This window comes from Bacillus sp. LLTC93 (genome assembly GCF_002993125.1).
In the GTDB taxonomy this organism is placed as follows: domain Bacteria; phylum Bacillota; class Bacilli; order Bacillales; family Bacillaceae; genus Bacillus; species Bacillus zhangzhouensis.
Window position 1 is genome coordinate 33,529 of record NZ_PVME01000008.1, and the last position, 25,598, is coordinate 59,126.

At 41.7% G+C, this 25,598-nt stretch carries 23 protein-coding genes; 12 read left to right on the top strand and 11 right to left on the bottom strand.

Annotated features, from left to right (window positions below; all coding sequences use genetic code 11):
- Positions 1-69: 69 nt before the first annotated feature.
- Complete coding sequence (locus C6W18_RS17455; protein WP_105928391.1) at positions 70-1,077, top strand: helix-turn-helix transcriptional regulator; 1,008 nt, start codon at positions 70-72, stop codon at positions 1,075-1,077.
- Positions 1,078-1,114: 37 nt separating this feature from the next.
- On the opposite strand, the gene yidA is transcribed toward C6W18_RS17455, so the two are convergent.
- Entirely contained in the window at positions 1,115-1,927 is an 813-nt protein-coding gene (yidA, locus tag C6W18_RS17460) for a sugar-phosphatase (RefSeq protein WP_105928392.1), read from the bottom strand.
- A gap of 310 nt (positions 1,928-2,237) precedes the next feature.
- Between yidA and C6W18_RS17465 the strand changes: the two genes are divergently transcribed.
- Both C6W18_RS17465 and C6W18_RS17470 read left to right on the top strand, forming a co-directional pair.
- Entirely contained in the window at positions 2,238-2,597 is a 360-nt protein-coding gene (locus C6W18_RS17465; protein ID WP_105928393.1) for a MerR family transcriptional regulator, read from the top strand.
- Between the two features lie 107 nt (positions 2,598-2,704).
- Positions 2,705-3,688 carry a Gfo/Idh/MocA family protein gene (locus C6W18_RS17470; RefSeq protein WP_105928394.1) on the top strand — a complete coding sequence of 328 codons (984 nt, stop codon included), beginning with the start codon at positions 2,705-2,707 and terminating at the stop codon, positions 3,686-3,688.
- 37 nt (positions 3,689-3,725) lie between these two features.
- Here C6W18_RS17470 and C6W18_RS17475 read toward each other — a convergent pair whose 3' ends face one another.
- Positions 3,726-5,240, bottom strand: a complete 1,515-nt coding sequence (locus tag C6W18_RS17475; protein WP_105928395.1) for a methyl-accepting chemotaxis protein — start codon at positions 5,238-5,240, stop codon at positions 3,726-3,728.
- A gap of 319 nt (positions 5,241-5,559) precedes the next feature.
- Between C6W18_RS17475 and C6W18_RS17480 the strand changes: the two genes are divergently transcribed.
- On the top strand, positions 5,560-6,897 hold the full coding sequence (locus C6W18_RS17480; protein WP_105928396.1) for an amino acid permease: 1,338 nt from the start codon (positions 5,560-5,562) through the stop codon (positions 6,895-6,897).
- Between the two features lie 14 nt (positions 6,898-6,911).
- Here C6W18_RS17480 and C6W18_RS17485 read toward each other — a convergent pair whose 3' ends face one another.
- The 8 genes from C6W18_RS17485 to C6W18_RS17520 all read right to left on the bottom strand — a co-directional run bounded on the left by C6W18_RS17485 (position 6,912) and on the right by C6W18_RS17520 (position 14,815).
- Positions 6,912-8,027, bottom strand: coding sequence for a DNA alkylation repair protein (locus C6W18_RS17485; RefSeq protein WP_105928397.1), 1,116 nt, complete (start codon positions 8,025-8,027; stop codon positions 6,912-6,914).
- Between the two features lie 92 nt (positions 8,028-8,119).
- Positions 8,120-9,448, bottom strand: a complete 1,329-nt coding sequence (locus C6W18_RS17490; protein ID WP_034323397.1) for a GntP family permease — start codon at positions 9,446-9,448, stop codon at positions 8,120-8,122.
- Positions 9,449-9,472: 24 nt separating this feature from the next.
- Positions 9,473-11,017 carry a gluconokinase gene (gene gntK / locus C6W18_RS17495; RefSeq protein WP_105928438.1) on the bottom strand — a complete coding sequence of 515 codons (1,545 nt, stop codon included), beginning with the start codon at positions 11,015-11,017 and terminating at the stop codon, positions 9,473-9,475.
- Between the two features lie 185 nt (positions 11,018-11,202).
- Positions 11,203-12,060, bottom strand: coding sequence for a MurR/RpiR family transcriptional regulator (locus C6W18_RS17500; protein WP_105928398.1), 858 nt, complete (start codon positions 12,058-12,060; stop codon positions 11,203-11,205).
- 92 nt (positions 12,061-12,152) lie between these two features.
- Positions 12,153-13,088 carry a nucleoside hydrolase gene (locus tag C6W18_RS17505; protein ID WP_105928399.1) on the bottom strand — a complete coding sequence of 312 codons (936 nt, stop codon included), beginning with the start codon at positions 13,086-13,088 and terminating at the stop codon, positions 12,153-12,155.
- Between the two features lie 97 nt (positions 13,089-13,185).
- A complete protein-coding gene (locus C6W18_RS17510) occupies positions 13,186-13,674 on the bottom strand; it encodes a DUF1433 domain-containing protein (RefSeq protein ID WP_105928400.1) in 489 nt (162 codons plus the stop codon).
- A gap of 78 nt (positions 13,675-13,752) precedes the next feature.
- Positions 13,753-14,235 (bottom strand): DUF1433 domain-containing protein, encoded by a 483-nt coding sequence (locus tag C6W18_RS17515; protein WP_105928401.1) that lies wholly within the window; start codon positions 14,233-14,235, stop codon positions 13,753-13,755.
- Between the two features lie 82 nt (positions 14,236-14,317).
- Positions 14,318-14,815, bottom strand: coding sequence for a DUF1433 domain-containing protein (locus C6W18_RS17520; protein ID WP_105928402.1), 498 nt, complete (start codon positions 14,813-14,815; stop codon positions 14,318-14,320).
- Positions 14,816-14,946: 131 nt separating this feature from the next.
- Here C6W18_RS17520 and C6W18_RS17525 point away from each other — a divergent pair, with 131 nt between their 5' ends.
- From C6W18_RS17525 to C6W18_RS17535, 3 genes are all read left to right on the top strand, one after another.
- Positions 14,947-16,431, top strand: coding sequence for a lipase family protein (locus C6W18_RS17525; RefSeq protein WP_105928403.1), 1,485 nt, complete (start codon positions 14,947-14,949; stop codon positions 16,429-16,431).
- A 12-nt stretch (positions 16,432-16,443) separates the two neighbouring features.
- Entirely contained in the window at positions 16,444-16,854 is a 411-nt protein-coding gene (locus C6W18_RS17530) for a hypothetical protein (RefSeq protein ID WP_105928404.1), read from the top strand.
- Between the two features lie 82 nt (positions 16,855-16,936).
- A complete protein-coding gene (locus tag C6W18_RS17535) occupies positions 16,937-18,613 on the top strand; it encodes a hypothetical protein (protein ID WP_105928405.1) in 1,677 nt (558 codons plus the stop codon).
- Positions 18,614-18,628: 15 nt separating this feature from the next.
- Here the strand turns inward: C6W18_RS17535 and C6W18_RS17540 are convergent, their stop codons facing one another.
- Positions 18,629-19,528: a LysR family transcriptional regulator gene (locus tag C6W18_RS17540; protein WP_105928406.1), complete on the bottom strand. Its 900-nt coding sequence runs from the start codon at positions 19,526-19,528 to the stop codon at positions 18,629-18,631.
- A gap of 172 nt (positions 19,529-19,700) precedes the next feature.
- On the opposite strand from C6W18_RS17540, the gene C6W18_RS17545 reads away from it, so the two are divergent.
- The 5 genes from C6W18_RS17545 (at position 19,701) to C6W18_RS17565 (ending at position 25,583) form a co-directional block, all read left to right on the top strand.
- Positions 19,701-20,696: a LacI family DNA-binding transcriptional regulator gene (locus C6W18_RS17545; RefSeq protein ID WP_105928407.1), complete on the top strand. Its 996-nt coding sequence runs from the start codon at positions 19,701-19,703 to the stop codon at positions 20,694-20,696.
- Between the two features lie 174 nt (positions 20,697-20,870).
- The gene (gene ganS / locus C6W18_RS17550) at positions 20,871-22,136 is read left to right on the top strand and encodes a galactooligosaccharide ABC transporter substrate-binding protein GanS (RefSeq protein ID WP_105928408.1); all 1,266 of its coding nucleotides are present in this window, start codon (positions 20,871-20,873) and stop codon (positions 22,134-22,136) included.
- A gap of 75 nt (positions 22,137-22,211) precedes the next feature.
- Positions 22,212-23,519, top strand: a complete 1,308-nt coding sequence (locus C6W18_RS17555) for a carbohydrate ABC transporter permease (RefSeq protein ID WP_189318116.1) — start codon at positions 22,212-22,214, stop codon at positions 23,517-23,519.
- Between the two features lies 1 nt (position 23,520).
- Complete coding sequence (locus C6W18_RS17560; protein WP_105928410.1) at positions 23,521-24,363, top strand: sugar ABC transporter permease; 843 nt, start codon at positions 23,521-23,523, stop codon at positions 24,361-24,363.
- Between the two features lie 11 nt (positions 24,364-24,374).
- Complete coding sequence (locus C6W18_RS17565) at positions 24,375-25,583, top strand: glycoside hydrolase family 53 protein (protein ID WP_105928411.1); 1,209 nt, start codon at positions 24,375-24,377, stop codon at positions 25,581-25,583.
- Positions 25,584-25,598: the final 15 nt, after the last annotated feature.

Genomic DNA, 25,598 nt, shown 5'->3' on the forward strand with positions numbered 1-25,598 from the left:
TCTTTATTGTAAAAAGAGACATCAGAAAAAACGATCCCTAAAAGTGGGGATTTTTGAGGAGGAGATCAAGTGACCAATCCAGTCGCTCATTTTCAGCAGCTAAGACAATATATTCGGGACGAGCTTGCCACCGTCCTTGATTTTGATGCCGCCTGTATCACGACCATTGATCCAGCCACCCTCCTCTCGACAGGTTCCTTCACAGATGAACCGATTGAAGAAATTCATGACCAGCTGTTTCAAAATGAATTTTTAAAAAAGGATGTGCACCAGCATGAATCTCTAGCCAAAGGTCCTGTGCATGCTGCGAGCCTGGTCCAGAGCGGAGAATATCTCAACAGCGAGCGCTATCAGCACATCTTGTCTCCTAAAGGATGGGCAGATGAATTGCGGGCAGCCCTTGTGATTCAAGGGGAATGCTGGGGAATCGCCAGCCTCTATCGTCAAAAGGGAAAGGAACCTTTTCATGAACAAGACATACAAGCGGTCATCCACCAAACACCGACACTTGCAGCCAAGCTGAGAGATGAGCTTTTCAAAAAAAGAGACACTGAAGCTGATGACTCGGCGAATCAGCAAGGATTCATCATTCTTTCTTATGATCACACCCTTCTTTATGGAAATGAGACAGGGCTTCATTGGCTTCATACGTTCCAAGCCTTTGAGCAAATCCATGACCGTGCCATCATGCCCCGCCCGTTCAGAGCATTAAGCGCTAAACTTTTATACGGAGGCAGCACTCAAACAGCGGCAATCATGACGAGAATGCCTACGGGACTTTTTCTCTCTCTTCAGGCATTTCAATTAGAGCAGGCAGCCGGGCAGGCAGAAGCCGTCATGATTCATATCAAACGAGCCCAAACGAGTGATATACTTCCTTATGCAGCGAAAACGTATCGGCTGACAGAAAGAGAGATGAACGTCCTTGACTGCTTATTAAAGGGCCAGTCTACAAAGGAAATCGCTAGTACGTTATTTATTTCAACCCATACCGTACATGATCATGTGAAGGCGATGCTGCAAAAGACGAATTTGAGCAGCAGACGTATGCTTGTTTACTTTTTCTCAAACATATAAAAAAAGCGGCTACCTCACTGGTAGACCGCTCTTTTCTTTATTTTCCTAAGACTAGCTCATGCAGGACATGTGCTACTCCGGCTTCATTATTGGATTTTGTCACAACATCCGCTACTGCTTTAACATCATCAATAGCATTTCCCATGGCAACGCCACAGCCTGCAAACTCCAGCATTGATACGTCGTTTCCATTGTCACCAATGGCCATGACTTCTTCACGAGAAATCCCCAGCTCCTTAGCCAAAAGCTTCACGGCATTTCCTTTGCTCACATCAGGATGCAGGATTTCAAGGAAGAAATCCGTGCTTTTCACCATCATGTACTTGTCCTTCACTTCAGACGGGATGGCTTGGATCGTCTTTTCTAAGCGTTCTGGCTGATCGATATACATCATCTTTGGAAGTCTCATTGACTGATCTGCCTCTTCAACAGGTAAATATTTAAGTGGTAATTTTGTTAAGTAGGATTCAAGCACTGTGTACTCGCTAATATCACGATTTGGTGTGTACAAATGAGCTGAATCGAAATAATGCATCGGCGTGTCGAGCTGACGGCTCAGTTCATATAAAGAAGTCAAATCATCATAGGATAAAGTCAGTTCTGACACCACTTCATTTGTATGGCTGTTTTGAACAAGAGCCCCATTGTAGGCAATCACATAATCTCCCTCTTGATCCAGCTGAAGCTCTGCTAAATAGCGGTTCACCCCGCCAATTGGTCGGCCTGTACATAAAACAATTTTAATTCCTTCTGCCTTTGCCTGTTGAATGGCTTCGAAAACCTCATCTGGCACCATATGTTGATCATTTAATAACGTACCATCCATATCAATTGCGACTAATTTATACATTCACTGCTCCCCTTTTCTCAGCAAAAACGTGCTGTCACTATTTTGAGCAATCATCTACATGATCACATATTATCCCATTACTATTTACCTATTTTAGCCTATCGTTTTTTTCTCACTCTGTCTACTTGTTCTCACCTGTAACAAAAATCACGTTATCCTACTCTATTATATCGTATTCTATTTGTCCTGCTTTAAATAGAGCTTACTTCCCTTTTTAAATGAATGAAATGAAACAAATGTTCACCACTGAATATTTTGAAACTAGCAAGTCTAATTGTATGATGGATAGCAAAGAAAGGAGGTGCAGGGAATGATTACGTTTACGAGAGGTAAATTGTCAAAAATGTCTGGTGTACATATTGAAACCATTCGTTTTTACGAAAATGAGGGTGTGCTCCCCGAGCCTAAGAGAGCGCACAACGGCTATCGTTTATATGATAAAAAATATGTACTCATGCTATCCTTTATCACCGAAGCAAGAAAGCTAGATTTCTCACTCAAAGAAATTCGTGAAATTATCACGTCACTATTTGAAAAACAGTCAAAAACAGAAGCAGAACAGCTGCTCGAACAAAAAGTCGAAGATATACAACACTCCATTCACGAGTTAAAAAAGAGGAAGGCTGCCATTCAGTTGTTAATGAAACAAACATTAGCCAACATCAGCTAATTGCAAGAGCTGCCCCGGTTGTTTGTCGCACGTTCGATTAAAACATCAGGTATACTAGAGACAGCTTCACTTGACATCAAACGAGTTTGGAAGGGGTTTTGAGTAGAATGAACATTGCAACCATCGGAACAGGTGTGATTGTGGAAAGCTTCCTGCAGGCAATTGAACAACTGGAAGGTGCCTCTTGCCACGCTGTCTATTCAAGAAAGGAAGCAACGGCAAAGAAACTCGCAGATCAATTTGATGTGCAAACCACTTATACAGATTTAACCGCCATGCTAGAAGATCCAGACATAGAGGCTGTTTATATCGCATCACCGAATCGTTTACATAGCGAGCATGCCACGGCTGCATTAAAGAACGGAAAACATGTGATTTGCGAAAAGCCTTTCACCTCTAATGTGAAAGAACTGGAAGCCTTAATCGCTCTCGCAAAGGAAAAGCAACTCCTTCTATTTGAAGCCATTACGACCGTTCATATGCCAAACTATCATTTAATCAAAAAGCACCTTCATCAATTAGGCAGAATCAAACTGGTCCAATGCAACTATAGTCAATATTCAAGTAAATATAATCAGCTGCTAGCCGGTGAAACGCCGAATGTCTTTAACCCAGAATTCTCTGGAGGAGCCTTGATGGATATTAATATCTATAATGTCCATTTCATCATGAATCTCTTTGGATCACCAGAGCAGGTTCGCTACCAGGCCAACCGTCATCCAAACGGCATTGACACATCTGGTGTTTTGACGTTCACTTACAATGATTTCATTGCGACAAGTGTCGGCAGTAAGGATACAAGCAGCATGAACTTCGCATTGATTCAAGGAGAAAAAGGCTTCATGCATGTGAAAAATGGGGCCAATGGCTGTGAGGAAGTGCTGCTGCATGTTGATAACAGGATCATCTCACTCAATGCACAAACGAATCCTAATCGCCTGTTTTATGAAGCAGAAGCTTTCCAGCACATCATTGAAACAGAAAATCATGAACAGTGCTATGGGTGGCTTGAAGAAAGTCTCTCTGTCATGAAAGTCCTTGAAGCCGCAAGAAAAGATGCAGGTATTGTTTTCCCGGCAGATCCATTTTAATCAAAAAACCGCCTTCACGAGAGGGCGGTTTTTACGATTAAATACTCTTTGAATACGCCACAAGACGCTGAGACATGTGATTCACTTCATCGACTGCAGCATTCACTTGCTCTGTTAAAGCAGCCTGTGTTTGTGTAAGAGCTGTCATATTCGAGATATTTTCAAGAATTTCATCAATTTGTGTTTTCATTTCCGCTAAACTTGATTCGATATTTTCCGTTGCATTGGCACTATGCAGCGCCAGCTTTCGTACTTCATCTGCAACGACAGAGAATCCACGTCCCTGTTCACCTGCTCTGGCCGCTTCAATCGCAGCATTTAGACCAAGCAGGTTCGTTTGGTTCGCCACTTCTTTGATTAAGTCAGAAATATTTTTCGTCTCATCTGCACTATTTTTTGCTAAGTGTGCGGCAGACGTTGACTGCTCTTGAGCTACAGCAAGTTCCTGCGCTTGGTTTGTCACAGAGCTAATACCCGATACCATCTCACTAATAGAACTTGAAAGCTGTTCTACCTGAGAAGCCATTTCATCGGCTGTTTTCTCTTTATTTTTTTCTAACGTGATATCACGAATGGTCCCTGCAACACGAAGAGGTACACCCTTCTCATCACGAACAGTTTCACCACTCGCATGATACCAGCGGTACTCGCCATTTTTACTCTGCAATCTATAATCAATGTCAAATGGCGTGCGCCCAGAGTGGTCATTTAAATGATCCGCAAAGGCTTGCAGAGCCATTTCTTGATCCTCAGGATGCAAACGATCGCTCCAACTGCTCAAAACGTTCGGGAAATCTTTTTCATCTGTGAAACCAAGCGTTTTTCTAAACTGTGGAGACCACCAGAATTCGTTGTATGGATTGACTGGATCGCCAGCCTCTACGACCATATCCCAAGGAGCTTCCACAAGCGCACGGTTGATCAGGTCATACCTTGTCACGAATGCTTGCAGCTCTTCTTCTTTCAATTTTTGATCATGAATATCAAAAAGAGCCCCCGCCACACGAAGAGGTACACCATTTCGATCTCGAATGGTCGTTCCTGTTGCTTTGAACCAGCGATAATCTCCGTTTTTCAACTTTAAACGATATTCGATATCATATGGTGTACGCCCGGAATGATCCAATAAATGCATAGAGAACGCATTCAAGGTGTATTCTTGTTCATCTGGATGAATTCGAGATGCCCAGCTGTCTAAGACATTTGGAAAATCGTGCTCATTTTGAAAGCCGATCATTTTCCGGAAATCATCTGTCCATGTGAATTCATTTTTCGGATTCACTGGATCTCCTGCTACGACCGTCATATCCCATAAGCCAACGTGAATAGCTTTTGTCACTAAATTCATACGCATATGAATATGTTCATTCGCTTCCTGCATCTTTTGTAAAGCTTCATTTATTTGAGCCACTGCTTCTATCGTTTGACTAGAAGAGAACGCAGCAGTATCTAGCCTTGCTGAAAAATCTCCCTTCTCGATTTGTTCTATTAATTGACTGCTTTCACTTAGAAGAATACCCGACGATGGATCATTCGCTTTCCTCATAAACATCTTCAATAACCCCTTTCAGCTCTTTCATACAATTTTCAAATATTTTACATTTATAAACAATTCTTTATTAGGTCTTTAGTAATACAAATGATATATCGACAAAAACAGAAAATTGTTTATGTCATAAATAAGGCAAATGTTCTTTTTTCACGAGGTTTAATATTTTGATTTTGGGTTAAATAAGGAATTTATGGAATTAAGAAGATAATTTGATAAAATCAACCGCCTGTTTTATCTGAAAAATCTCTTTTTTTATATTGACACTGGCGTCTCGAAAAAAGAAAATGGAACATAAGCATTTTTAAAAAAGGAGAACGACATGAGCGCGAATCAGGAACAACAAGAATTAAAAAAGCTTTTATCGCCGCGTCACATTCGCATGATTGCGTTGGGCGGGGTCATTGGTACAGGAATCTTTAAAGGAAGTGCCGATACAATCGGTTTAGCAGGTCCTGGAGTCATCTTTTCCTATGTATTTGCCGGATTGCTACTTCTCATTGTCATGGCAGCCTTGGCTGAAATGGCCATTGTTTATCCGGGGAATAACCTTCGCGACCTTATACAGATTGCGCTTGGTCAACGTTTTTCTTTTGTAGTCGGCTGGGTTTACTGTTTTATGTGGCTCACTGTGTGTGTCATCGAGATCATTGCAGCAGGCAGTCTACTTCAATATTGGATGCCGAACGTGCCGCTATGGTCACTATGTTTACTTTGCTCGCTTTTAGTCATCGGAATTAACTTAAACAATGTAAAATACTTTGGTGAAATTGAGTTTTGGTTCGCTGGAATGAAGATTTTCGTTATTATTGTCTTTATTATTCTCGGTGCAGCATTATTATTTGGGATCATTCCAAACGAACAAAGCACACCTGCTCTCACCAATTATCAAAACTTCATCCCGAACGGATGGGGCGCTATCTTTGCATCATTATTAGTGGTTATTTTCTCTTATGGGGGTTCTGAATTGATCGGGCTGACCATTACAGAAACAAAGGATGCGGAGAAGGTCTTACCTGGTGTTGTCAAAAGTATGATGTGGCGTATTATTTTATTTTACACATTGCCAATTTTGATTATCTGCGGTCTCATTCCTTGGAATCAAATCGATCCAAATAACAGTCCTTTTGTCCAAGTCTTCTCTGCTGCAGGTATGCAAGGCGCCTCTCACTTTATTAATTTCGTATTGATTACAGCCGTTCTATCTGCGGCCAATTCTGGAATTTATGGAACGACGAGAATGATTCATTCTCTATCTAAATCAGACGGCGGTCCGAAAAAGCTGGCACGGGTCAATAAAAGAGGTGTACCTATCTTAAGTTTATGGGTGACCGTTCTGTTTCTTTTAGTCGGAACATTCTTTGCTTACTTATACCCAGACCAAATTTTTAGTTATATGCTAGCTATTCCTGGTTTTGCGGTTTCTCTTATTTGGATCAGTATCTGTCTGGCACATTTGAAATTGCGTCCAACATATCCACAAGAGCCGTATTTCAAGGTTTGGCTGTTTCCGTATTTGACGTTATTTGCAGGTCTTGTACTAAGTGTGAGTTTTGTTTTGTTCCTATTCAGACAAGAAAACTTGCCTAGCTCGATTATTAGCATCGGTTTCTTAGTTGCTGCTATTATTGCTTCGTTTTTAATGAAAAAGAAGGCTTAAACGCCAACCCCGCCTCATTGGCGGGGTTTTTCATTAGCTGCTGTGACTTCAAAATCAACCGACGCTTTTGGGATGCCGTTGATGATGATTGTTAATGTATGGGTTCCCTCATAATGCTTTCTCGTCGTCATATTTTGAAAAGACTGAGACCTGACGAATTCTCTACGTATCGCAGAGCCTGCTTCAAATTCTGTGATTTTAAATACCTTTTGATTGCGGGTACCACGAGCTTTAACGTAATCAATCGCATACTCTACGCGCAGCTTGAGTGGCTTATCCACTTGAAGAGTAAAATGAAAGGTCATTTTTTCTCCAATACGAATGGAATTTTGCGCTACCTTTAAATCTGTTACTTGAATGGACGGATCGTCTCCATAGCCAAACATAGCCATAATATCTGGATCGCCTTTTTTTAGTAATGTACGGGATGCATGTTTGACAATCCAGTTTGTATGTTCATTGGTCCCATACCAGCTTCTGACCGTTTGCTTCATCAGATCCGGCTGAATCGCAGAAATATCATTTAAATGATTCGCTACACTTTTTTGCACATACCTGGCCGAATCCGACTTTAAGTTTTCCAAAATCGTCAGCGTGACCGAGGGATCCTTTTTAAGCGCAGGAACAGATAACCCCCAAGGCAAACGTGGTCTGCATCCTTCACTAGCCAGTCGGCGAATATGCTCATTTTGATTCTGTGACCACACCAGCATCTGCGCCAGCATGTTGTCTTGATTTTGAATGAGAAAAGGCCGAACAGCAAATTCAGAAGTGGAAAACGGTGTAAAGAATTCGAGCGCCTTCATTGAGATATCCCAATGTTCAAGACCGTAAGTCTCGACGTAGTCTGGAAATACAAGCGCACTAAGTCCTGAAAAATGCGGTGCTACCTGACGCAGCACTTCAATTGCCTGCTCGTAATCCTCAGGCAGACAGGCATGCATCGATTCAGTGACTCTTCTCATCCGTCCTTTCAACTCAAGCTGTGGCCAATCCTCTTGAAGCACGAGCCGCTGGAATTCAGCAGCATCAAATACAGTCGACTCTTGTGCTAGTTTCTCCCCTAATTCCTGAATAAATAATTCATGATAAACATGTTTTAATGGTTCGATCGTATCCGCCTCCCACATCTCACTATCATTATTTTACCCCAATTCGTAAAAAGTGGTATCGTAACAAGCTAAAAACAGCCCAATTCCGAAGAACTAGGCTGTTGCGTTCGCTATATAAACATATTAATGATCATAATAAATGCAATGGCACTAACGGAAATGATCGTCTCCATAGCAGTCCATGTCAAGAACGTCTCTTTAATGGTCATGCCAAAATACTCTTTGATCAGCCAAAAACCAGAATCATTGACATGAGATAAAATCAACGAACCCGCTCCTGTTGCTAACACAAGAAGCTCTCTGCTCACATCCGGCATGGATGCAGCAATCGGGGCTACAATACCAGCTGCTGTCATCATAGATACAGTAGCTGATCCTGTTGCCACACGAATGACCGCAGCAATCAGCCAGCTAAGCAAAATCGGTGAGATGGGCGAGTGTTTCGCTAAATCAGCAATATAATCACCAACACCCGAATCGATGAGCACATTATTGAAGGCCCCGCCCGCTCCAATGACAAGCAGAATGGAAGCAATCGGTCCTAAGCATTCATTACTAAAGGAAAGCACCCGGTCACGGCTCATCCCTTGCATAAAGCCGAGGCTGAAGAAAGAATACACCGTTGCAATCAGCAGGGCTGTAATTGGATCTCCGATATATTTGAACACCTGAAACCAAATACTTTCCTCTGGCAAAATAACATCCGCCAGTGTGGCAAGCAGCATTAAAATTACTGGCACCAAAATGGTAAACATCGTATTCGCAAAACCAGGAAGCTTTCGATCTTCATTTCGTTCAGTGAATTGCTTTCTCAGCATCTCTGGAACTGGTTTATGTATCCGTTTGCCAATCCACTTTCCATATAGCGGTCCAGCAATGATAGCTGTTGGCAAACCGACAATAATGGAAAAGAAGATAGTTTTCCCCACATTGGCATGATAGATGCCCACAGCTGCCATTGCAGCTGGATGAGGCGGCACAAGACCATGCACAACAGACAATCCAGCGATTAACGAAATCCCAATCGTCACGAGCGATATGCCCGTTTCAATCGCAATGGTAAAGAGTAAAGGAATGAGAAGAACGAATCCGACCTGGAAAAACACAGGTATTCCCACGATAAAGGCAACGAACATCATTGCCCAATGCACATTCTTCGTCCCGAAACGGCCGATTAAAGTTTGAGCAATCCGCTCAGCTCCCCCTGATTCAGCCATCATTTTCCCAAGCATGGTTCCAAGCGCAAGAACAATCGCCAGCAATGATAAAGTATTTCCTAATCCCGTTTTAATCGATTGAATGATTTCCTGCAAATCCATCCCTGTGGCAAAGCCGACAAGCATAGAGGTAATAATTAAACTCACAAACGGATTCAACTTCGCGACTGTAATGAGAATGAGCAAAAGGACAATCGCCGCAATCACGATGAATAAAAGCATGTTCTCCCACCTTTTCCCTGATGTTTAACGATTTTGTTTTAATTGCAGCGCACTAATGACATCAAATTCATCCTTTAGTTTGTCATAGAGGCGCTCATATAAATAAAATAGCTCTATGTATGTCTCATTGTTCTTCATATTTGGTTCATGACGGGCAGAGATCCGAATCCACTCTTGAACCTCTTCCATCTCTTCCATATGACCTAAACTATGAAGTGCGAGGACAGCCGCCCCAAGTGCCGAGGCCTCATAACTTTCTGGAACAAGTACTTCTCTACCCATCGTATCCGCTAAAATTTGCCGCCATAGCGGAGATCTTGCAAAACCACCCGAAGCCCGGACATCCTTTGCTGAACCAGTTAAATCTCTTAATGCAACACCGATCGAGAAAACACTCATAATGACGCCTTCTAACACGGCTCTAATAAAATGCTCCCGCTTATGCTGAAGGCCAATACCAAAAAAAGTGCCTCTCGCATTTGGATTCCAATAAGGTGCACGTTCACCTGTTAAAAATGGTAGAAACAGCAGTCCCTCTGAGCCAGCTGGCACCTTTTCCGCAATATCAATCATGAGATCGTAAGGATCTACACCAAGGCGCTTTGCAACCTCCACCTCTGAAGAACCAAATTCATCCTTCAGCCATCTCAGCATGATTCCGCCATTATTGGTAGGTCCCCCGACCACCCAATGCTTGTCCGTCAGCGCATAGCAAAATGTTCTTGATTGCTCATCTGTTACCGGCTTGTCTACGACGGTACGGACTGCACCGCTTGTCCCAATCGTGACAGCCACTTCCCCTTTACCAATGGCACCAACACCTAGATTCGCTAGAACACCATCATTCGCACCAACGACAAATGGTGTATCTTCCGCGATCCCCATTCGCAGCGCAATCTCTGGCTGAAGCCCTCTCAGCTGATACGTCGTTGGGACAAGTTCAGACAGTTGATTTTCCTCAATTCCAGCAATGCGTAGTGCCTCCTCGTCCCATTGAAGCGTTTCCAAACGGAACAGCCCTGTTGCTGAAGCGATTGAATAATCGACCACATACTGACCGAAGAAATGATAGAGAATATATTCTTTTATGGAAATAAATTTTGCTGCCTGCTTGAAGACATCAGGTGTCATTTCCTTTATCCATCGTATTTTTGAAAGCGGTGACATTGGATGAATCGGCGTACCGGTTCTTTTATAAATTTGAAAGCCATCCATGTCCGTAGTAATTCGTTTCGCTTGTTCTGCACTTCTGTTATCTGCCCAAATGATACTGTTCGTTAAAGCCTTGCCATCCTCATCCATCACAATTAAGGAATGCATCGCCGTACTAATCCCAACACCTATGAGATTCTTTATATCAAATGCTACTTTCGTCAATGCGCCTCTTACACTCGCAATGACGGCTTCTAATATATGTTCAGGATTCTGCTCAACCCATGCTGGCTGGGGCTGAATGAGATCATAAGGAACTGAATGTTTTGCTATCACTTTTCCCTGTGGTCCAAACAGAACCGCCTTTGTACTCGTTGTACCAATATCCAAACCAATTACCGCCTGGTTTCCCTTCATCTGCATCACGCCCAATCATTGATTTGAAATAATTTTTGTGGTTTTGATCTACCTGATTAAATCCCATTATAGGAATATTTTTTTCGACATTCAATGACAGAAAAGAAAATTATTTTCACTCAAAACCTCACAATCGTTACCACAACAGTACTTTTCGCTAATAGAAAAATTTATTTTTGAAACCATTAAACTCTTTTTTGAGAAATAGTTTCTCTCATTTGCTTTAAGTTTGTTAATGTTTCCTGCTGTCTTAAATGCGCAAGTGCGAAATATAGGACATCAATAACAGTGAGCTGAGCCAGCCTTGCAGACATCGCTTCTGTTCGAAAAGCCGTCTCTTGCGTCGATGTATACAAGGTGACATCTGCTAGTTGACTCAATGGTGAGCGCTGATAGCTCGTAATACCAATGGTTTTTGCTCCTTTTTCTTTTGCAGTTTTCATCGCATCGAGTAAATCTTTGTTTCTACCAGAATGAGATATACCGACAACTGTACTGTGTTGATCAAGAAGCCCTGCAGACATCGCTTGAAAGTGAGAATCTGTATGAACAATACAATTGATGCCTGTCCTCATAAATTTGTGAAAAGCATCTGTTGCAATGAGGCCAGACCCACCGCTCCCATAAAACTCTAGGCGCTCAGCTTCATCGATTATTTGTATGGCTTTTTCTACATCGTCTGGATTCAACAATTGAAAGCTATCCTTTAATGCAGATATATTCGCCTGAAATACCTTTTGCATAAAAACGGCGGTATCATCATCAAGACTCATCTCTTCATCGACATAATCAGGCTTTGTTTGGTCTATTTCCTGGGCAATAGTAATCTTCAAATCTTGATAGCCCTCAAATCCAAGCCTTTTACAGAGACGAAAAATCGTTGCCTCTGAGCTCGCTGTCTTTTTGGCAAGCTCGACAATAGACAAATGGATGATGTCGCGGGGCTCACTCGTAATATGTTCTGCAATTGCTTTTAGCTTTGGCGGCAATCCTCTGCTTGCTGCTCGTATCTTTTCAATACTACTTAAACTGACAGAAGCCAATTGACTTCACTCCTTTCTCATTCATGTGAGCGCATACATTTCCTCATGTTCCCATCTTATAAAAAAGAAGCCTGTTTGCACAGACTACTTTTTTAAGAATTCATGACTTGGATTAATAATTCAAAGAAAGCCTCAACATCTACATCCATACACACTTGAACATTGCGTTCTTTCTCCCATTGATGCTGAAAATCACATATCATCTGACCATCGCAAAGCTCACTTTTCGTCTCCACTTCTACATAAAAAGCCAGTGTACTCACCAGCTGCTTGTCAATCGCAAGACTCACAGCAAGCGGATCATGCATCGCACACGCCCACACACCATTCCGTTCAAAATAGCGCTGGCGATAAATGCTTGTACTCTCTCTGATGTAACTTGCCAAAAGTTCATTCTGAATGGCATCGATTCTCTCATCCGTTAACAAGACCTGCCTTGTGACATCTAATCCAACTTGAGTCAATGAAGGGAACCCAGCCTCCAGCACCAATTTCGCCGCTTCTGGGTCTGCATATGTATTGAATTCCGCAACTGGTGTGACGTTCCCCTGTCCCTGCACGACACCACCCATAAAAATGACTTCTTTGACGTGATGAATCAGTTCAGGGCATTTTTTCAACGCAAGGGCTAAATTCGTTAAAGGTCCTGTCAACACAAGCGTAACCTGCTTCGAATACTTCAGCACTTGTTCAATGATAAAATCAGGCGCAAAACCTTCATCTGCGGTCTTCTTAGGCCGGGCGTCCTTTAAAGCGCCGCCAATTCCATCCTCCCCATGCACCCGATGTTCATAATGAGGGGCTCTCAAAAGAGGCGTCGCTGCACCTTTGATGACAGGGATTTCCTCTGCCTCAACCAGCTCAAGCACTTTACACGTATTTAACGTCGCCGCTTCAACAGACACATTCCCGCACACCGTTGTTATCCCCAACATATCAAACCGCTTACTTTTCACTGCAAGCAAAATACCAATCGCATCATCAATTCCAGTGTCTACATCCAAGATCAATTTCTTTGTATTTGCCATGTTTGAAAGCTCTCCCTTGTTTGTAAGTGTTGTTAGGGGAATGATAGCATATTATTTTTGAATTTGATTTAGGGGATCAATCAGCTTTGTCGACTTGTTATTTCTCTTTTTCTCCAATGTCTTTGAGATATTGTTCTCGTTCTTTTTTGGAGAGATTTTTTAAAAAATTCTCTTTTAATTCCGGTTCATCTTTATATTTTTCCCAGTCCCTAAAACGAATTGATAACTCGTATGAATAACTCATTGAACTGATTTCTTTTGTTCTATACTTTAATGAAGCGGAGAACTCGTACTTTTCTGGCTCACCATTTATATATCCTCTAATTACGATGTAGCCCATTGGATCAATAGTTCCCCTCTTCTTAAACGTTATGGTCTTAATAAAGTGATGGATGTCTTCTTTGCGTAAACATTCTTCTATTTTAGGCTTCATTTTGTCTGCGAGCTCTTCTGCTTTTTCTTGATCGCTCTTTTCTTTTACCACATCATTTGATTTACTTTGCTTATTGTGCTGAGTGATTAACGAAGTCACTGAGACAATGATGATAACGACCAAAACAGATACAAGTTTTAAAGTATTTTTCATACAACGCAAAACTCCTTACAATCAAGACTTCTCAATTATTGATAATAAAAAAATAAAACAGGTGGATAGACACCTGCTTCACTCCTTTTCTCCAATATCTTCAAGGTACTGTTCACGTTCTTTTTCAGAGAGTCGTTTAAGATAATTTTCCTTTAATTCTGGTTCATCTTTAAATTTATCCCAATCTTTAAAACGATATGACAACTCAGGATCATAACTCATTGAACCTATTTTTTTAGCTCTATATTGTAAAGAAGCTGAAAATCCGAACTTCTCCGGTTCATTATTTATATAGCCATCGATTATAATATCCCCCATAGGATTGATGGTCACTTCTTTTTCAAACGTTATGGTTTTGATAAAGTGATGAATATCTCTTTTGTGTAAGTGCTCTTCAACCTTAGGTTTCATCTTCTTTGCAAAATCTTCTGCTTTTTCCTGATCACTTTTCTCTTCCACTACTTCATCTGACAGACTCTTATTAATGTACTCTACAATAAAAACAGTTACTGAGATGATGACGGCCACAATTATAATAGAAAATTTCATTGTATTTCTCATAAAAAGCAAAACTCCTTAATGGATTTTTAATCCATCGACTAATGAAATTTACAAAATAAAAACAGGTAGGCATGTACCTGTTTTACTCTTTTTCTCCAATGTCCTTTAGATACTGTTCACGTTCCTTTTTAGAGAGACTATTCAAAAAATCTTCTTTCACTTGCGGATCAAAATCATCCCAGTTCTCGAAACGGTCTGATAAATCAGATGAAATGCTCATAGAACCCACCTCTTTAGATCTATATTCTAATGATGCAGAGAACTCAAATCTTTCTGGTTCACCATTCACGTATCCTCTAATTCTTATATATCCCATTGGATTAATGGTTACTCCCTTTTTAAAAGATATGGTTTCGATAAAATTATGAATATCCATTTTACGTAAACGCTTTTCTATATTCGGCTTCATTTCCTCTGCGAACTCTTCTGCCTTCTGTTGTTCATTTTTCTCTTTTTCTTCCAAGATAACCTTTCCTCCAGATTCATTTGTTTGAGATTGCTTACCATTTAAAAGAATCAGTGTAACTGAAATGATAGTAATAATTATCAAGACAATTATAATCGAAATTTTATTTCTCATATGAAATATCTTCCACCTCTTAAAAGTTATAATATTCTTCTTTAGAGATTACTTAAATACTACACTTATTATAGATATTTATATCTTTCTATAATATAATATATATGATAAATATTACAGGAGTGTAAAAATTGACCACAAAAAGCTCAATTAATCAACTTAGCGATAAAGATTATAATGATATATCGTCAGAGTCTTATGATATTGCCAATTATGCCCACCAGAAAGATATACGCTTAAAAAGCGGTAAAACCATGTATGTCGTCGACCATATAGAAACCAAAAAAGGCCTTAATGCACTAACCCTTGTCTCGAGAGAAGATTATCGTAACTCAAACAAAGGAAAAGACCTCACCAAAATCAAAAACGCCGTCATCGCCTACCGTGGGTCAGAACCGATTGGCGCAGGCCAATATAAAGATACCATTAAAAAACATGGAAAAAAAGAGTCAGATGATCTTCTTTCTACCATTTTGACAAAGCTTCCTCCTTTTAGTCAGTCTCAGACATCAAAGGAAGTGACGACTAAGGTGACAACAGGTACAAATACCTATACAAATGAAATTGTACAGGATTGGATGATTTCAGATACAAAGTATTTGATTAAAAATATCCCTTTTGAACACGGTGCAGAGAATCAAATGGTTCAAGCAGATCGTTATGCAAAAGAGATACATAAGAAAATGCCGAATGCCAAAATGTATGTGACAGGTCATTCACTTGGCGGATCGAATGCTTCTTATGTTCTTGTGAAAAATGACTTTATTAAAGGCGGCGTGACGTTTGAGAATCCAAATATTTATCCAAATCTATCAGATGGTTTACAAGCCAGAGCACTAAAAGGCGATTACCGCAGTAGATTAACAGAATATATCAATCTAAACGACGGGCTTTCTCTCTTAAATCGACATACGACAGAAATCGGTCAAGTGAAAGTGATGTACGATGCCGCTCTCCCTGAAGGCGTCGATTACTCCGAGGACTCCTCAAAAGCCGTCCAATTCATAAAAGACCTCCTCAATCGGGCAATGAGTGTGAATCCTTCACTAGATGCGAATTTATTTCTTGAAGCCCTCGCTGGCAGCCATGGCTTAGATCGGTATGCATTTTCGCCTGATGGCTCTGTTCGAACCATTGATGATATGTTAAGAAAAAATCCTTCTCTCACCACAGCCATGTTGAATCAGCTGAGTCAGTCGAATGTTCATCCACATAGTGTGGTGGCTATTTTAATCAAGTCACATGTTCTGATGAACACTGGGCGTAAATTCTCGACATATGCCGATCACCATATGCAGCAAATCATTCGCAAAATCGAGAAACTCGATGACAAAGTAGATCAATCTGTGGAACGGGTACGCTCTAGATACAAACAGATTGTTGGCTTTGGTTCCTATGACCAGCTGACGGCTTCAGATGTGGATGCCGTGATTCGCCACTTAAAAACAGAGGGTCTTGAGAATGAGTTCTATTCAGTCAAAAAATATGATACAGCGATTGATGGCGCTATGAATTTGAAAAGGTGGATCGACTCACTATCAGATGATATGAACCAGCTGGGGAAACAATACCACGATGCAGATACAGCCCTTGCAAAGAATATGGGCATTTCTTAAGGAGAACGAAGAATGGAATTTTCAAAGAAACAACCAACAGATGCAGATCGTTTTTTGCAAAGAATGACAGATACTCACACGTCAAGCTCCATCTTCTCTCAAGCAAACTTTCACACAGAAGACATGACACCAGCAGAGCTGGCTGCTTTGAAGGCAAAGATCAAAGAAGAACAGAAAACAGCGCTGATGAGAGCCATTCGGCACCAGCTTCAACATGAATTTGCAGAAGACCGTCAAGAAGCGGAAGACATTTTGGAGCAACTCGATACGCTTCTTGTTAAAGTCTATAAACATAAAAAGCAAATCCAAACGCATATGTCGGGTCAAGCCATTGATGCCTTAACAGAGAAAATTGAGCAAAGACTCACGTTTCATGAACTGAAAGAAGATGTTCAATCCGTGATCAACTCGATCGGCATTTAAATGAACCTTCAGTCCGATGAATCTTTTCCCCGCCTCACTCGTATATACTAAAAGAGTGATTGATTTGAAAGGAGATTTGTTTGTGGGATATATTTTGTTATTTTCGGTTGTGATCGGTCTTGTCTTGACCCTTTTGCTCACACCACTCAGGTTGATTTTTAGAAAGAAAGGGACGGAACAACAGGTGCCGCTCATGTGGATTGCGGGTCTTGCACTGCTATTCATCATCGGTATTTTTGGCTTTTATTACATCACCAATTTAGATCGTAACCCTTCATCATTATGGCTGATTGGACTTGTTGTGACAGCAGCAGGCGCCTTTTTGTCAGTCGGATTGGAGCGGAAGATTAAAGGTGTGTTGTTCCTTATTCTTTTGCTGCTTGGTGTTTATATGGCGACAGCTTTTCTATTCAATGCGAATGAGAAATTCGATGTCTCCAAAATGGAGCAAAAAGTGGAAATCAAAGCGTTCGATGAAACAGAAACACCTGCGAGTGTACCGCCGCAATTTGCTCGCAATAAAATGAAGAAATCGTTCGGACAGGTTCCAAACACAAGCTACTACGAGCTTGGCAGCTTGCAAATTCAGAAGGTCAATGGTGAGTACGTGTACATCGCACCAGTGGAATTCTCGGATTTCTTTAAATGGATTCGTTCAGGCAGTACGCCGGGTTACTTTACATTAAGTGCGACCGACTCATCTGCTAATCCAAAGTTCGTGAAAACAGAGATGGTCTATACGCCATCCTCCTATTTCAACAAAGAAATTGAGCGGCATATCCGTCTCCAGTATCCAGATTTGATTTTCTACGGAGACACACAGCTGGAAATCAATGATGATGGGAAGCCTTATTACATTCGAACATTTGGTGATTTCATCTCTGCCCGAAACGGCTTTAAAGCGTCAGGCGTCGTCGTTGTTGATGCCAAAACTGGCGCAACGAAGAAATACTCTTTAGATCAAGTACCTGCCTTTATCGATGGTGCTGTTTCACCAGAGGCGGTTAGTCTGCAAAACAGTTATTTCGGAAACTATATTCACGGTTTCTGGAACAGTATGTTTGGAAAATCAGATGTGAAGCTGCCTTCAGACGAGGGAACAGAAGCCAATGTGAGTCCAGTGTTTGATTCAAAAGGAGAGATGTATTACTTCACAGATTTCACCAGTCCGAAAGAGGGCGTTGATTCCATGCTAGGGTATGCACTGACAAATGCCCGGACAGGAAAGGCCACGTATTACACCGGCAATCTTGAAGAGTCCTACATGGATTCTCAAGGAGCATTGCAAATTATTGAGAAACGATTTATCGAGAAGAAATGGAAAGGGCGCATGCCGATTCTTTATAATTTCTATGGAGAAGCCAGCTGGCTCACACCTGTTCTCGATTCAAACGGGTTCCTGCAAAACTACTTTATTGTCTCTGCGGCCAACCCTGAAATCGCTGCGTACGCTTCTACACCAAATGAAGCACTGAGAGCCTATAAAACAGCTCTTCAAAAGGGCGGCGGCACAGTCAACAGCTCATCTAAGCAAGAAAAGAAAGATGCCACAGGCAAGGTCAAACGTGTGTATAAAGAAAATACAGGTGATTACACAACCGTCACCTTCCTATTAGACGATGGGAAAAACTACACCATGTCATCTGAAAAAGAACCTCTTGTCATTTATTTGAAAGAAGGGGATCAAATCACGATTAAATACACAGATACAGGTGAAATTTTCCTTCCAGTCGATGAAATTCAAATAAAAGGATTATAAAAAAAGACGTTTCTCCTACTGTGGAGAAGCGTCTTTTCTCTCTTTCCTTAACAATTCAACAAGTAATTCCTTATTTTTATTCCCACCCGTCATCGGTGACTCAACATAGGAGAATTTTCGTTTGAAATCCATTCCTCTCACAGAAATGACAGCCAATTCACCGCCAATGCTACCTCGCTGGAGGACATATTTTGATAAAATGGAAAGTCCCATTCCGTGGATCACAGCCTCTTTAATGGCTTGGTTGCTGCTAAATGTCACAAAGGTCCGCGCTTTCAGTCCATTTGATTTCAGGACGTGCTGTAAGTATTCCCCTGTACCTGATCCCTCTTCTCTCGTGATCCATGTTTCGTTTTGCAATTGATCAATCGTGACATCCTTTTTCTTTGCAAACGGGTGGTCTAATGGGGCCACGATGTAGAGTTCATCCTCTAGAAAGGTTTCCACAGAGAGTTCTTTGTCATTGGTCTGTCCTTCGATTAGGCCGATATCGACATGGAACAAACGGACATGTCTTGCGATTGCTTCTGTATTATCAATGGCCACCTCAATATCAACATGTGGATAGAGCTGATGAAACTCCGCCAATATTTGCGGCAGCACGTACTCACCAATCGTGAAGCTCGCTCCAATCGTCAGCTTTCCTCTTGCCAGATGATGATGCTCATAAATATCCTGCTTCGCCTGTTCATATAAACGAATGATTTGTTTTGAACGATGGTACAACATATCCCCAGTGGGTGTAACAGTTAATTGCTTTGGCGAACGATTGAGCAGAACGGTCTGGAATTCCTGCTCCAAGTTCTTAATATGAAGACTGACACTCGGCTGAGAAATCCGCAGCTTCTGGGCTGCTTTTGTAAAGTTTTTCTCTTCCACGACTGTCACAAATGTCTTCAGTGCATCATAATACATCTGTCCCTCTCCTATCAGAAATCTTAATCCAACACCTTCATGACATATATTTTACTAATTCCTTGCCAGCTCGTAAAGAACCACCTAAACGAAAACAATTTAATAAAAATATTTACTAATTTTTTTAAAGACTCTATACTGAAAGGAGATATTTTCGATAGGAGGTGCTGATTTGGCAGCAAAAATAAAGGACATTGCTGAAAAAGCTGGATTATCAATTGCGACGGTGTCTCGCGTACTGAACCAGGATCCCAACTTATCAGTCACGGATCAAACACGTGAAAAAGTATACGCAGCCGCGGAAGCTTTGTCCTATCAAAAAAAGACATTCAAACATTCCTTAAAAAAAATCGCCTTTCTCTATTGGATGACCGAAAAGGAAGAGCTTGAAGATATTTATTTTAAATCCATTCGTTTGGGCATTGAGAAACTCAGCAATACCCGGAGTTTAAATGTTACCGCTTACAATCCAATTGATGGTCTTCACTCCATTGATCCTTCTACAGAAGGGATCATTGCCATCGGTCGATTTAAAAAGTCAGAGCTTGACCAATTATATGCAATCACCCATCACATCGTCTTTATTGATACGTCGCCTGATGAAGACCGCTTTGATTCTGTAAAGCCTAACTTGAAACGAATTGTTGAAAAGATCATTGATTCCTTCATTGAAAAAAAGCACCATTCGATTGGATTCATTGGCGGGACAGACCTTGACCTTAATACGAATGTGCATATACCAGATATTCGTGAAACGACTTTCCGCGAGTACATGACGGCACACAATGTGTTGGATGAGCGAATGGTCTATATCGGTCGCCATTTCTCGGTAGATGAAGGCTATTCGCTGATGTTGAAAGCGATCGACGAGCTTGGTGATGATCTGCCCACCGCCTTTTGTGTCGCAAGTGATCCCCTTGCCATTGGCTGTTTACAAGCATTAAATGAGCGTGGACTTTCCCTGCCGAATCGCGTCAGCGTCTTTAGTATCAACGATATTCACGTCTCTCAATATGTCTCACCACCGCTCACAACCTATCACATCCATACATCTTTACTTTGTGAGACAGCGGTCGATTTACTTTTAGAAAGACTTGTTGATGGCAGAACATTACCCAAAACCGTGCTGATTGCCTCAGAACCTGTCTTTCGGAAAAGCACCATATAAAACAGCTGGAAGCCCCGCCCAATGTGGAGGGCTTCTTTTCTCTCCTAAACTAGTAAAAAATTTTACTTAATAAATTTAATAAAATATGTTTACTTTTTTTACTCAAGTTGATATTCTCACATTAAGAAAGCGTTTTCTTATCATCTGTGAAAAAAGAACGAGAGGGGATTACGAATGAAAAAGGGAAAATGGGCGACATTATCGGCAGTCGTTGGTACTGCTGTGCTGCTGCTTTCAGCATGCGGACCAGGGGATGACAATTCAAGCGGCACAGAGCCCGCATCTACAGGTACAAAGACCTTGCTAGTGTGGGAGGATGTCAAAAAGTCTGATGGGATTCAAGACGCTGTCAAAGAATTCGAAAAGCAAAACGGTGTGAAAATCAAAGTGGTCGAAAAAGCGTATGCCGATCAACTAGAAGCTCTCCGTCTTGATGGGGCGGCAGGGACAGGTCCAGATGTGATCACCGTACCTCACAATCAGATTGGATCAGCTGTAACCGAAGGGTTATTACAGGAAATCAAACCCGATCAAAAAATAATTGATTCCTTCACAGACGAAGCCATTCAATCACAAACGGTGAATGGCAAGCTGTATGGTCTGCCAAAATCCGTTGAAACAACAGTACTGTTCTATAACAAAGACCTAGTGAAGAAGGTACCAACTACACTCGATGGCTGGTATGAGCTTTCGAAAAAGCTGACAAAGGACGGGAATTACGGTTTTGTCGCGAAATGGGATGAAATTTACTACGCACAAAGTGTGTTAGGCGGATCAGGGGGCTATATTTTCAAACAGAAAAGCGATGGCTCTTATGATGTCAATGATATCGGTCTGAATAACGATGGCGCCATCGAAGGCGGAGAATACATTCAGAAATTCTTTAGCGAAGGACTTTTCCCGAAAGGCATCATTGGTGAACAAGGCATCAACGTCCTCAACTCCTTATTCACAGAGAAAAAGGCAGCGGCTCTTATTTCTGGTCCGTGGTCATTTGGTCCATATAAAGAAGCTGGTATTGACTATGGCGTGACTGAACTGCCAACACTCCCTAACGGAAAACATATGAGCTCATTCTTAGGCGTGAAGAGCTACAACGTCTCCTCTTATTCTAAAAATAAAGAACTTGCTGAGAAATTTGTTGAGTTTATCACGAACGAAAAAAATTCGAAGAAGCGCTTTGAAGTGACAGAGGAAATTCCACCAGTGAAAAAGCTGATGAAAGATCCAATCATTACTGAAAATGCAAATGCGAATGCTGTTTCAAAACAAACGAAATATGCCACGCTGACACCGAACAATCCAGAAATGGAAGAGGTGTGGAAGCCAATTGACAGCGCATTAGGGCTGATTGCAACCGGCCGTACAGATGTGAAAAAAGCATTTGATGATGCGGTCAAACAAATTGATTCTCAAATTAAAGCGAATCACTCCAAATAACATCGAACGCGGGTAGCTTTGCGTGTATGAAGCTGCCCGTGTCTGATCTAATTTCATACGAAGTAGGTGTTAGACATGACGGGTAACCTTGAACTAGACCGCACACACACAATTGAATCAAAGACACACCGGAGACGGGCGCTAATGTTCTCCTTCATACCCGGGATGGGGCAAATATACAACAAACAGTATGGCAAAGGGGCACTCTTTTTCCTGTTCGGCGTCTCTTTTCTGATTGTATTTTATGATTTATTCAATATTGGCTTCTGGGGACTGTTCACACTTGGTACGATGCTGCCTCGTGACAACTCTGTTTTTCTTTTAGCAAAGGGGATTATTGCCCTTTTAACAGCTGGGTTTGGTATCGGCTTTTACATACTCATGATGCGTGATGCATTTATGAACGGAAGGAAACGTGATCAAGGGGTTCCGCTTCATTCCATCCGTACCCAATATCATCAGCTCATCGACCAAGGCTTTCCTTACTTAATGAGCACTCCTGCTTTCTTTTTACTTCTATTTTCTGTTGTCTTTCCAATTATGTTTAGCTTTGCGCTTGCCTTTACGAACTACGACTTATACCACTCACCTCCTGCCAACCTCATCGATTGGGTAGGGGTCAAAAACTTTCAAAATATCTTTTCGATCGATATTTGGAGAGACACATTCATTGATGTACTTGGCTGGACCGTCGTATGGACATTGGCTGCTTCGACCCTTCAATGTGCCGTCGGCATTTTTCTAGCCGTTCTGCTCAATCAGAAGGATTTAAAAGGGAAACGGTTTTTTAGAACGATTTTGATTCTGCCTTGGGCTGTTCCGGGCTTTGTGACCATTTTGGTGTTTGCCGGACTGTTCAACGACACGTTTGGTGCCATCAACAATACGCTTTTTGCATCGATTGGGATTGATCCAAAGCCGTGGCTGACAGATCCATTTTGGAGCAAAATTGCCCTCATTGCGATGCAGACTTGGCTTGGATTTCCTTTTGTTTTCATTATGACAACCGGTGTTTTGCAGGCCATTCCTGAAGACTTATACGAGGCTGCGACCATTGATGGAGCAAACTTTTTTCAAAAATTCCGTTCCATCACATTACCGCTTGTCCTTTACTCAATTGCACCTATATTAATCACGCAATATACCTTTAACTTTAACAACTTTAATATCATCTACTTATTTAATGGCGGAGGACCACCTGTTGCAGGCTCAACAGCTGGGGGTACGGACATATTGGTTTCTTGGATTTACAAACTAACGATGCAGTCCTCTCAATATGCACTCGCTGCCGCCGTCACGATCTTACTTTCGATCTTTGTCATTGCCATTGCACTCTGGCAGTTTAAGAGAACGAATTCATTCAAAGAGGAGGATATGATGTGATATGGGATCAAAACAAAAAAAACTCATTCGTCTAAGTATCACTTATTTTATCCTTTTCATTGCCTCCGCTTGTATTATGTATCCACTTCTTTGGACGATCGGTGCTTCCTTTAATCCTGGGAACAGCCTCATGAGCACAAGCATGTTTCCGAAGAATCCAACGTTCAGCCACTTCACCGAGCTGTTCTTTGGTCAAGGGGCACTTTATGCAAAATGGTATTGGAACTCAATGAAGATCAGCATCGCCACAATGATCTTGACGCTGATTCTTGTCAGCTTTACAGGCTATGCCTTTTCAAGGTTCCGATTCAAAGGACGGAAAAATGGGCTCATGCTCTTTTTACTGCTGCAAATGATTCCTCAATTTTCAGCGCTGATTGCCATTTTTGTTTTGGCTCAAATGCTTGGACTGATTAACAGCCACCTTGCGCTGATTTTAATTTATGCAGGTGGACAAATTCCGATGAATACGTATTTAATGAAAGGCTATCTTGATGCGATTCCGAAGGATCTCGATGAATCAGCCAGAATGGATGGCGCAGGGCATTTCCGGATTTTCATCCAAATTATTATGCCGCTCGCCAAGCCGATTTTAGCTGTTGTCGCTATCAACTCATTCACTGGCCCACTGGGTGATTTCATCATCTCAAGTGTCATTGTTCGATCACCCGAAATGTATACGCTCCCAATCGGTCTGTACAATCTTGTTTCGGACAAAATGGGTGCCAGCTACACGACCTTTGCAGCCGGGGCTTTACTGATCGCTGTTCCAGTCGCTTTATTGTTTCTTGTTTTACAAAAACAATTTGTATCCGGCCTCACACAAGGCGGGACAAAAGGATAAGGGGAGATTTGATGAAGAAATGGATGCTTGTCACTGTTGTCGTTTTCTTTCTTATGGGGTTAGGTATTCTGCCTGAAGCAAAAGCTGATACGATTTCTGTTAAGCCGATTAATGGATTGCAAGGTGATTTCATCAAAGGAGCCGATATCTCCATGCTTGCGGAAGTGGAAAGAAGCGGAGGCAGATACTACGATCAGAACGGACAGCAGGTTGATCCGCTTAAACTATTAAAAGATAAAGGCGTCAACTATGTGCGCATCAGACTGTGGAACCATCCATACGACAACCAAGGCCGTGCCTATAACGGCGGGACAAATGATTTAAACACAGCCATCGCTTTATCAAAACGCGCAAAGGCTCAAAACATGAAAGTGATGCTTGATTTTCACTACAGTGATTTCTGGACCGATCCTGGTAAACAGTTCAAACCGAAAGCTTGGGCGTCCCTCTCACAAAGCGATTTAGAAAAGGCGGTCGGCACTTACACAAGTGATGTATTAAAAACGATGAGAACGCAAAATGCTCTGCCGAACATGGTACAGGTCGGGAATGAATTGAACTCAGGCATGCTGTGGCCAAACGGCAAAAGCTGGGGTGAAGGCGGCGGTGAATTTGACCGGCTCGCTGCTTTGCTAAAGGCTGGCACAAATGCTGTGCGCTCTGTCGATTCGAACATGAAAGTGATGCTTCACCTTGCACATGGAGGGGACAATGGCGCATCCCGCTGGTGGTTTGATGAAATCACAAAACGAGGCGTCTCGTTCGATACGATTGGTTTATCTTACTACCCGTATTGGGACGGCGGATTTAGCGGTCTTACTAACAATATGAATGATATTAGCGCCCGCTATAACAAAGACGTCATTGTCGTGGAAACAGCCTATGGATTCACGACAGCAAATGGTGACAACCTAGAGAACTCCTTTAATCAAGACTCAGTCAAAACAGCTGGTTATCCAGCTTCACCACAGGGCCAGGCATCTTTTATACGAGATGTATCAGAAAAAATTTCTCAAGTGAAAAACAATCGCGGAAAAGGGTTCTTTTATTGGGAGCCGCTTTGGATTCCAGCGAAAGGCGCTCCGTGGTCTAGTCAATACGGGCTGACTTATATTCAAACAACCGGTACGGTCGGGAATGCTTGGGAAAATCAGGCGATGTTTGATTTCAACGGAAAAGCACTGCCTTCTCTTGATGTATTTAAACAAATGACACCGTAATTAAAATGATAGGAC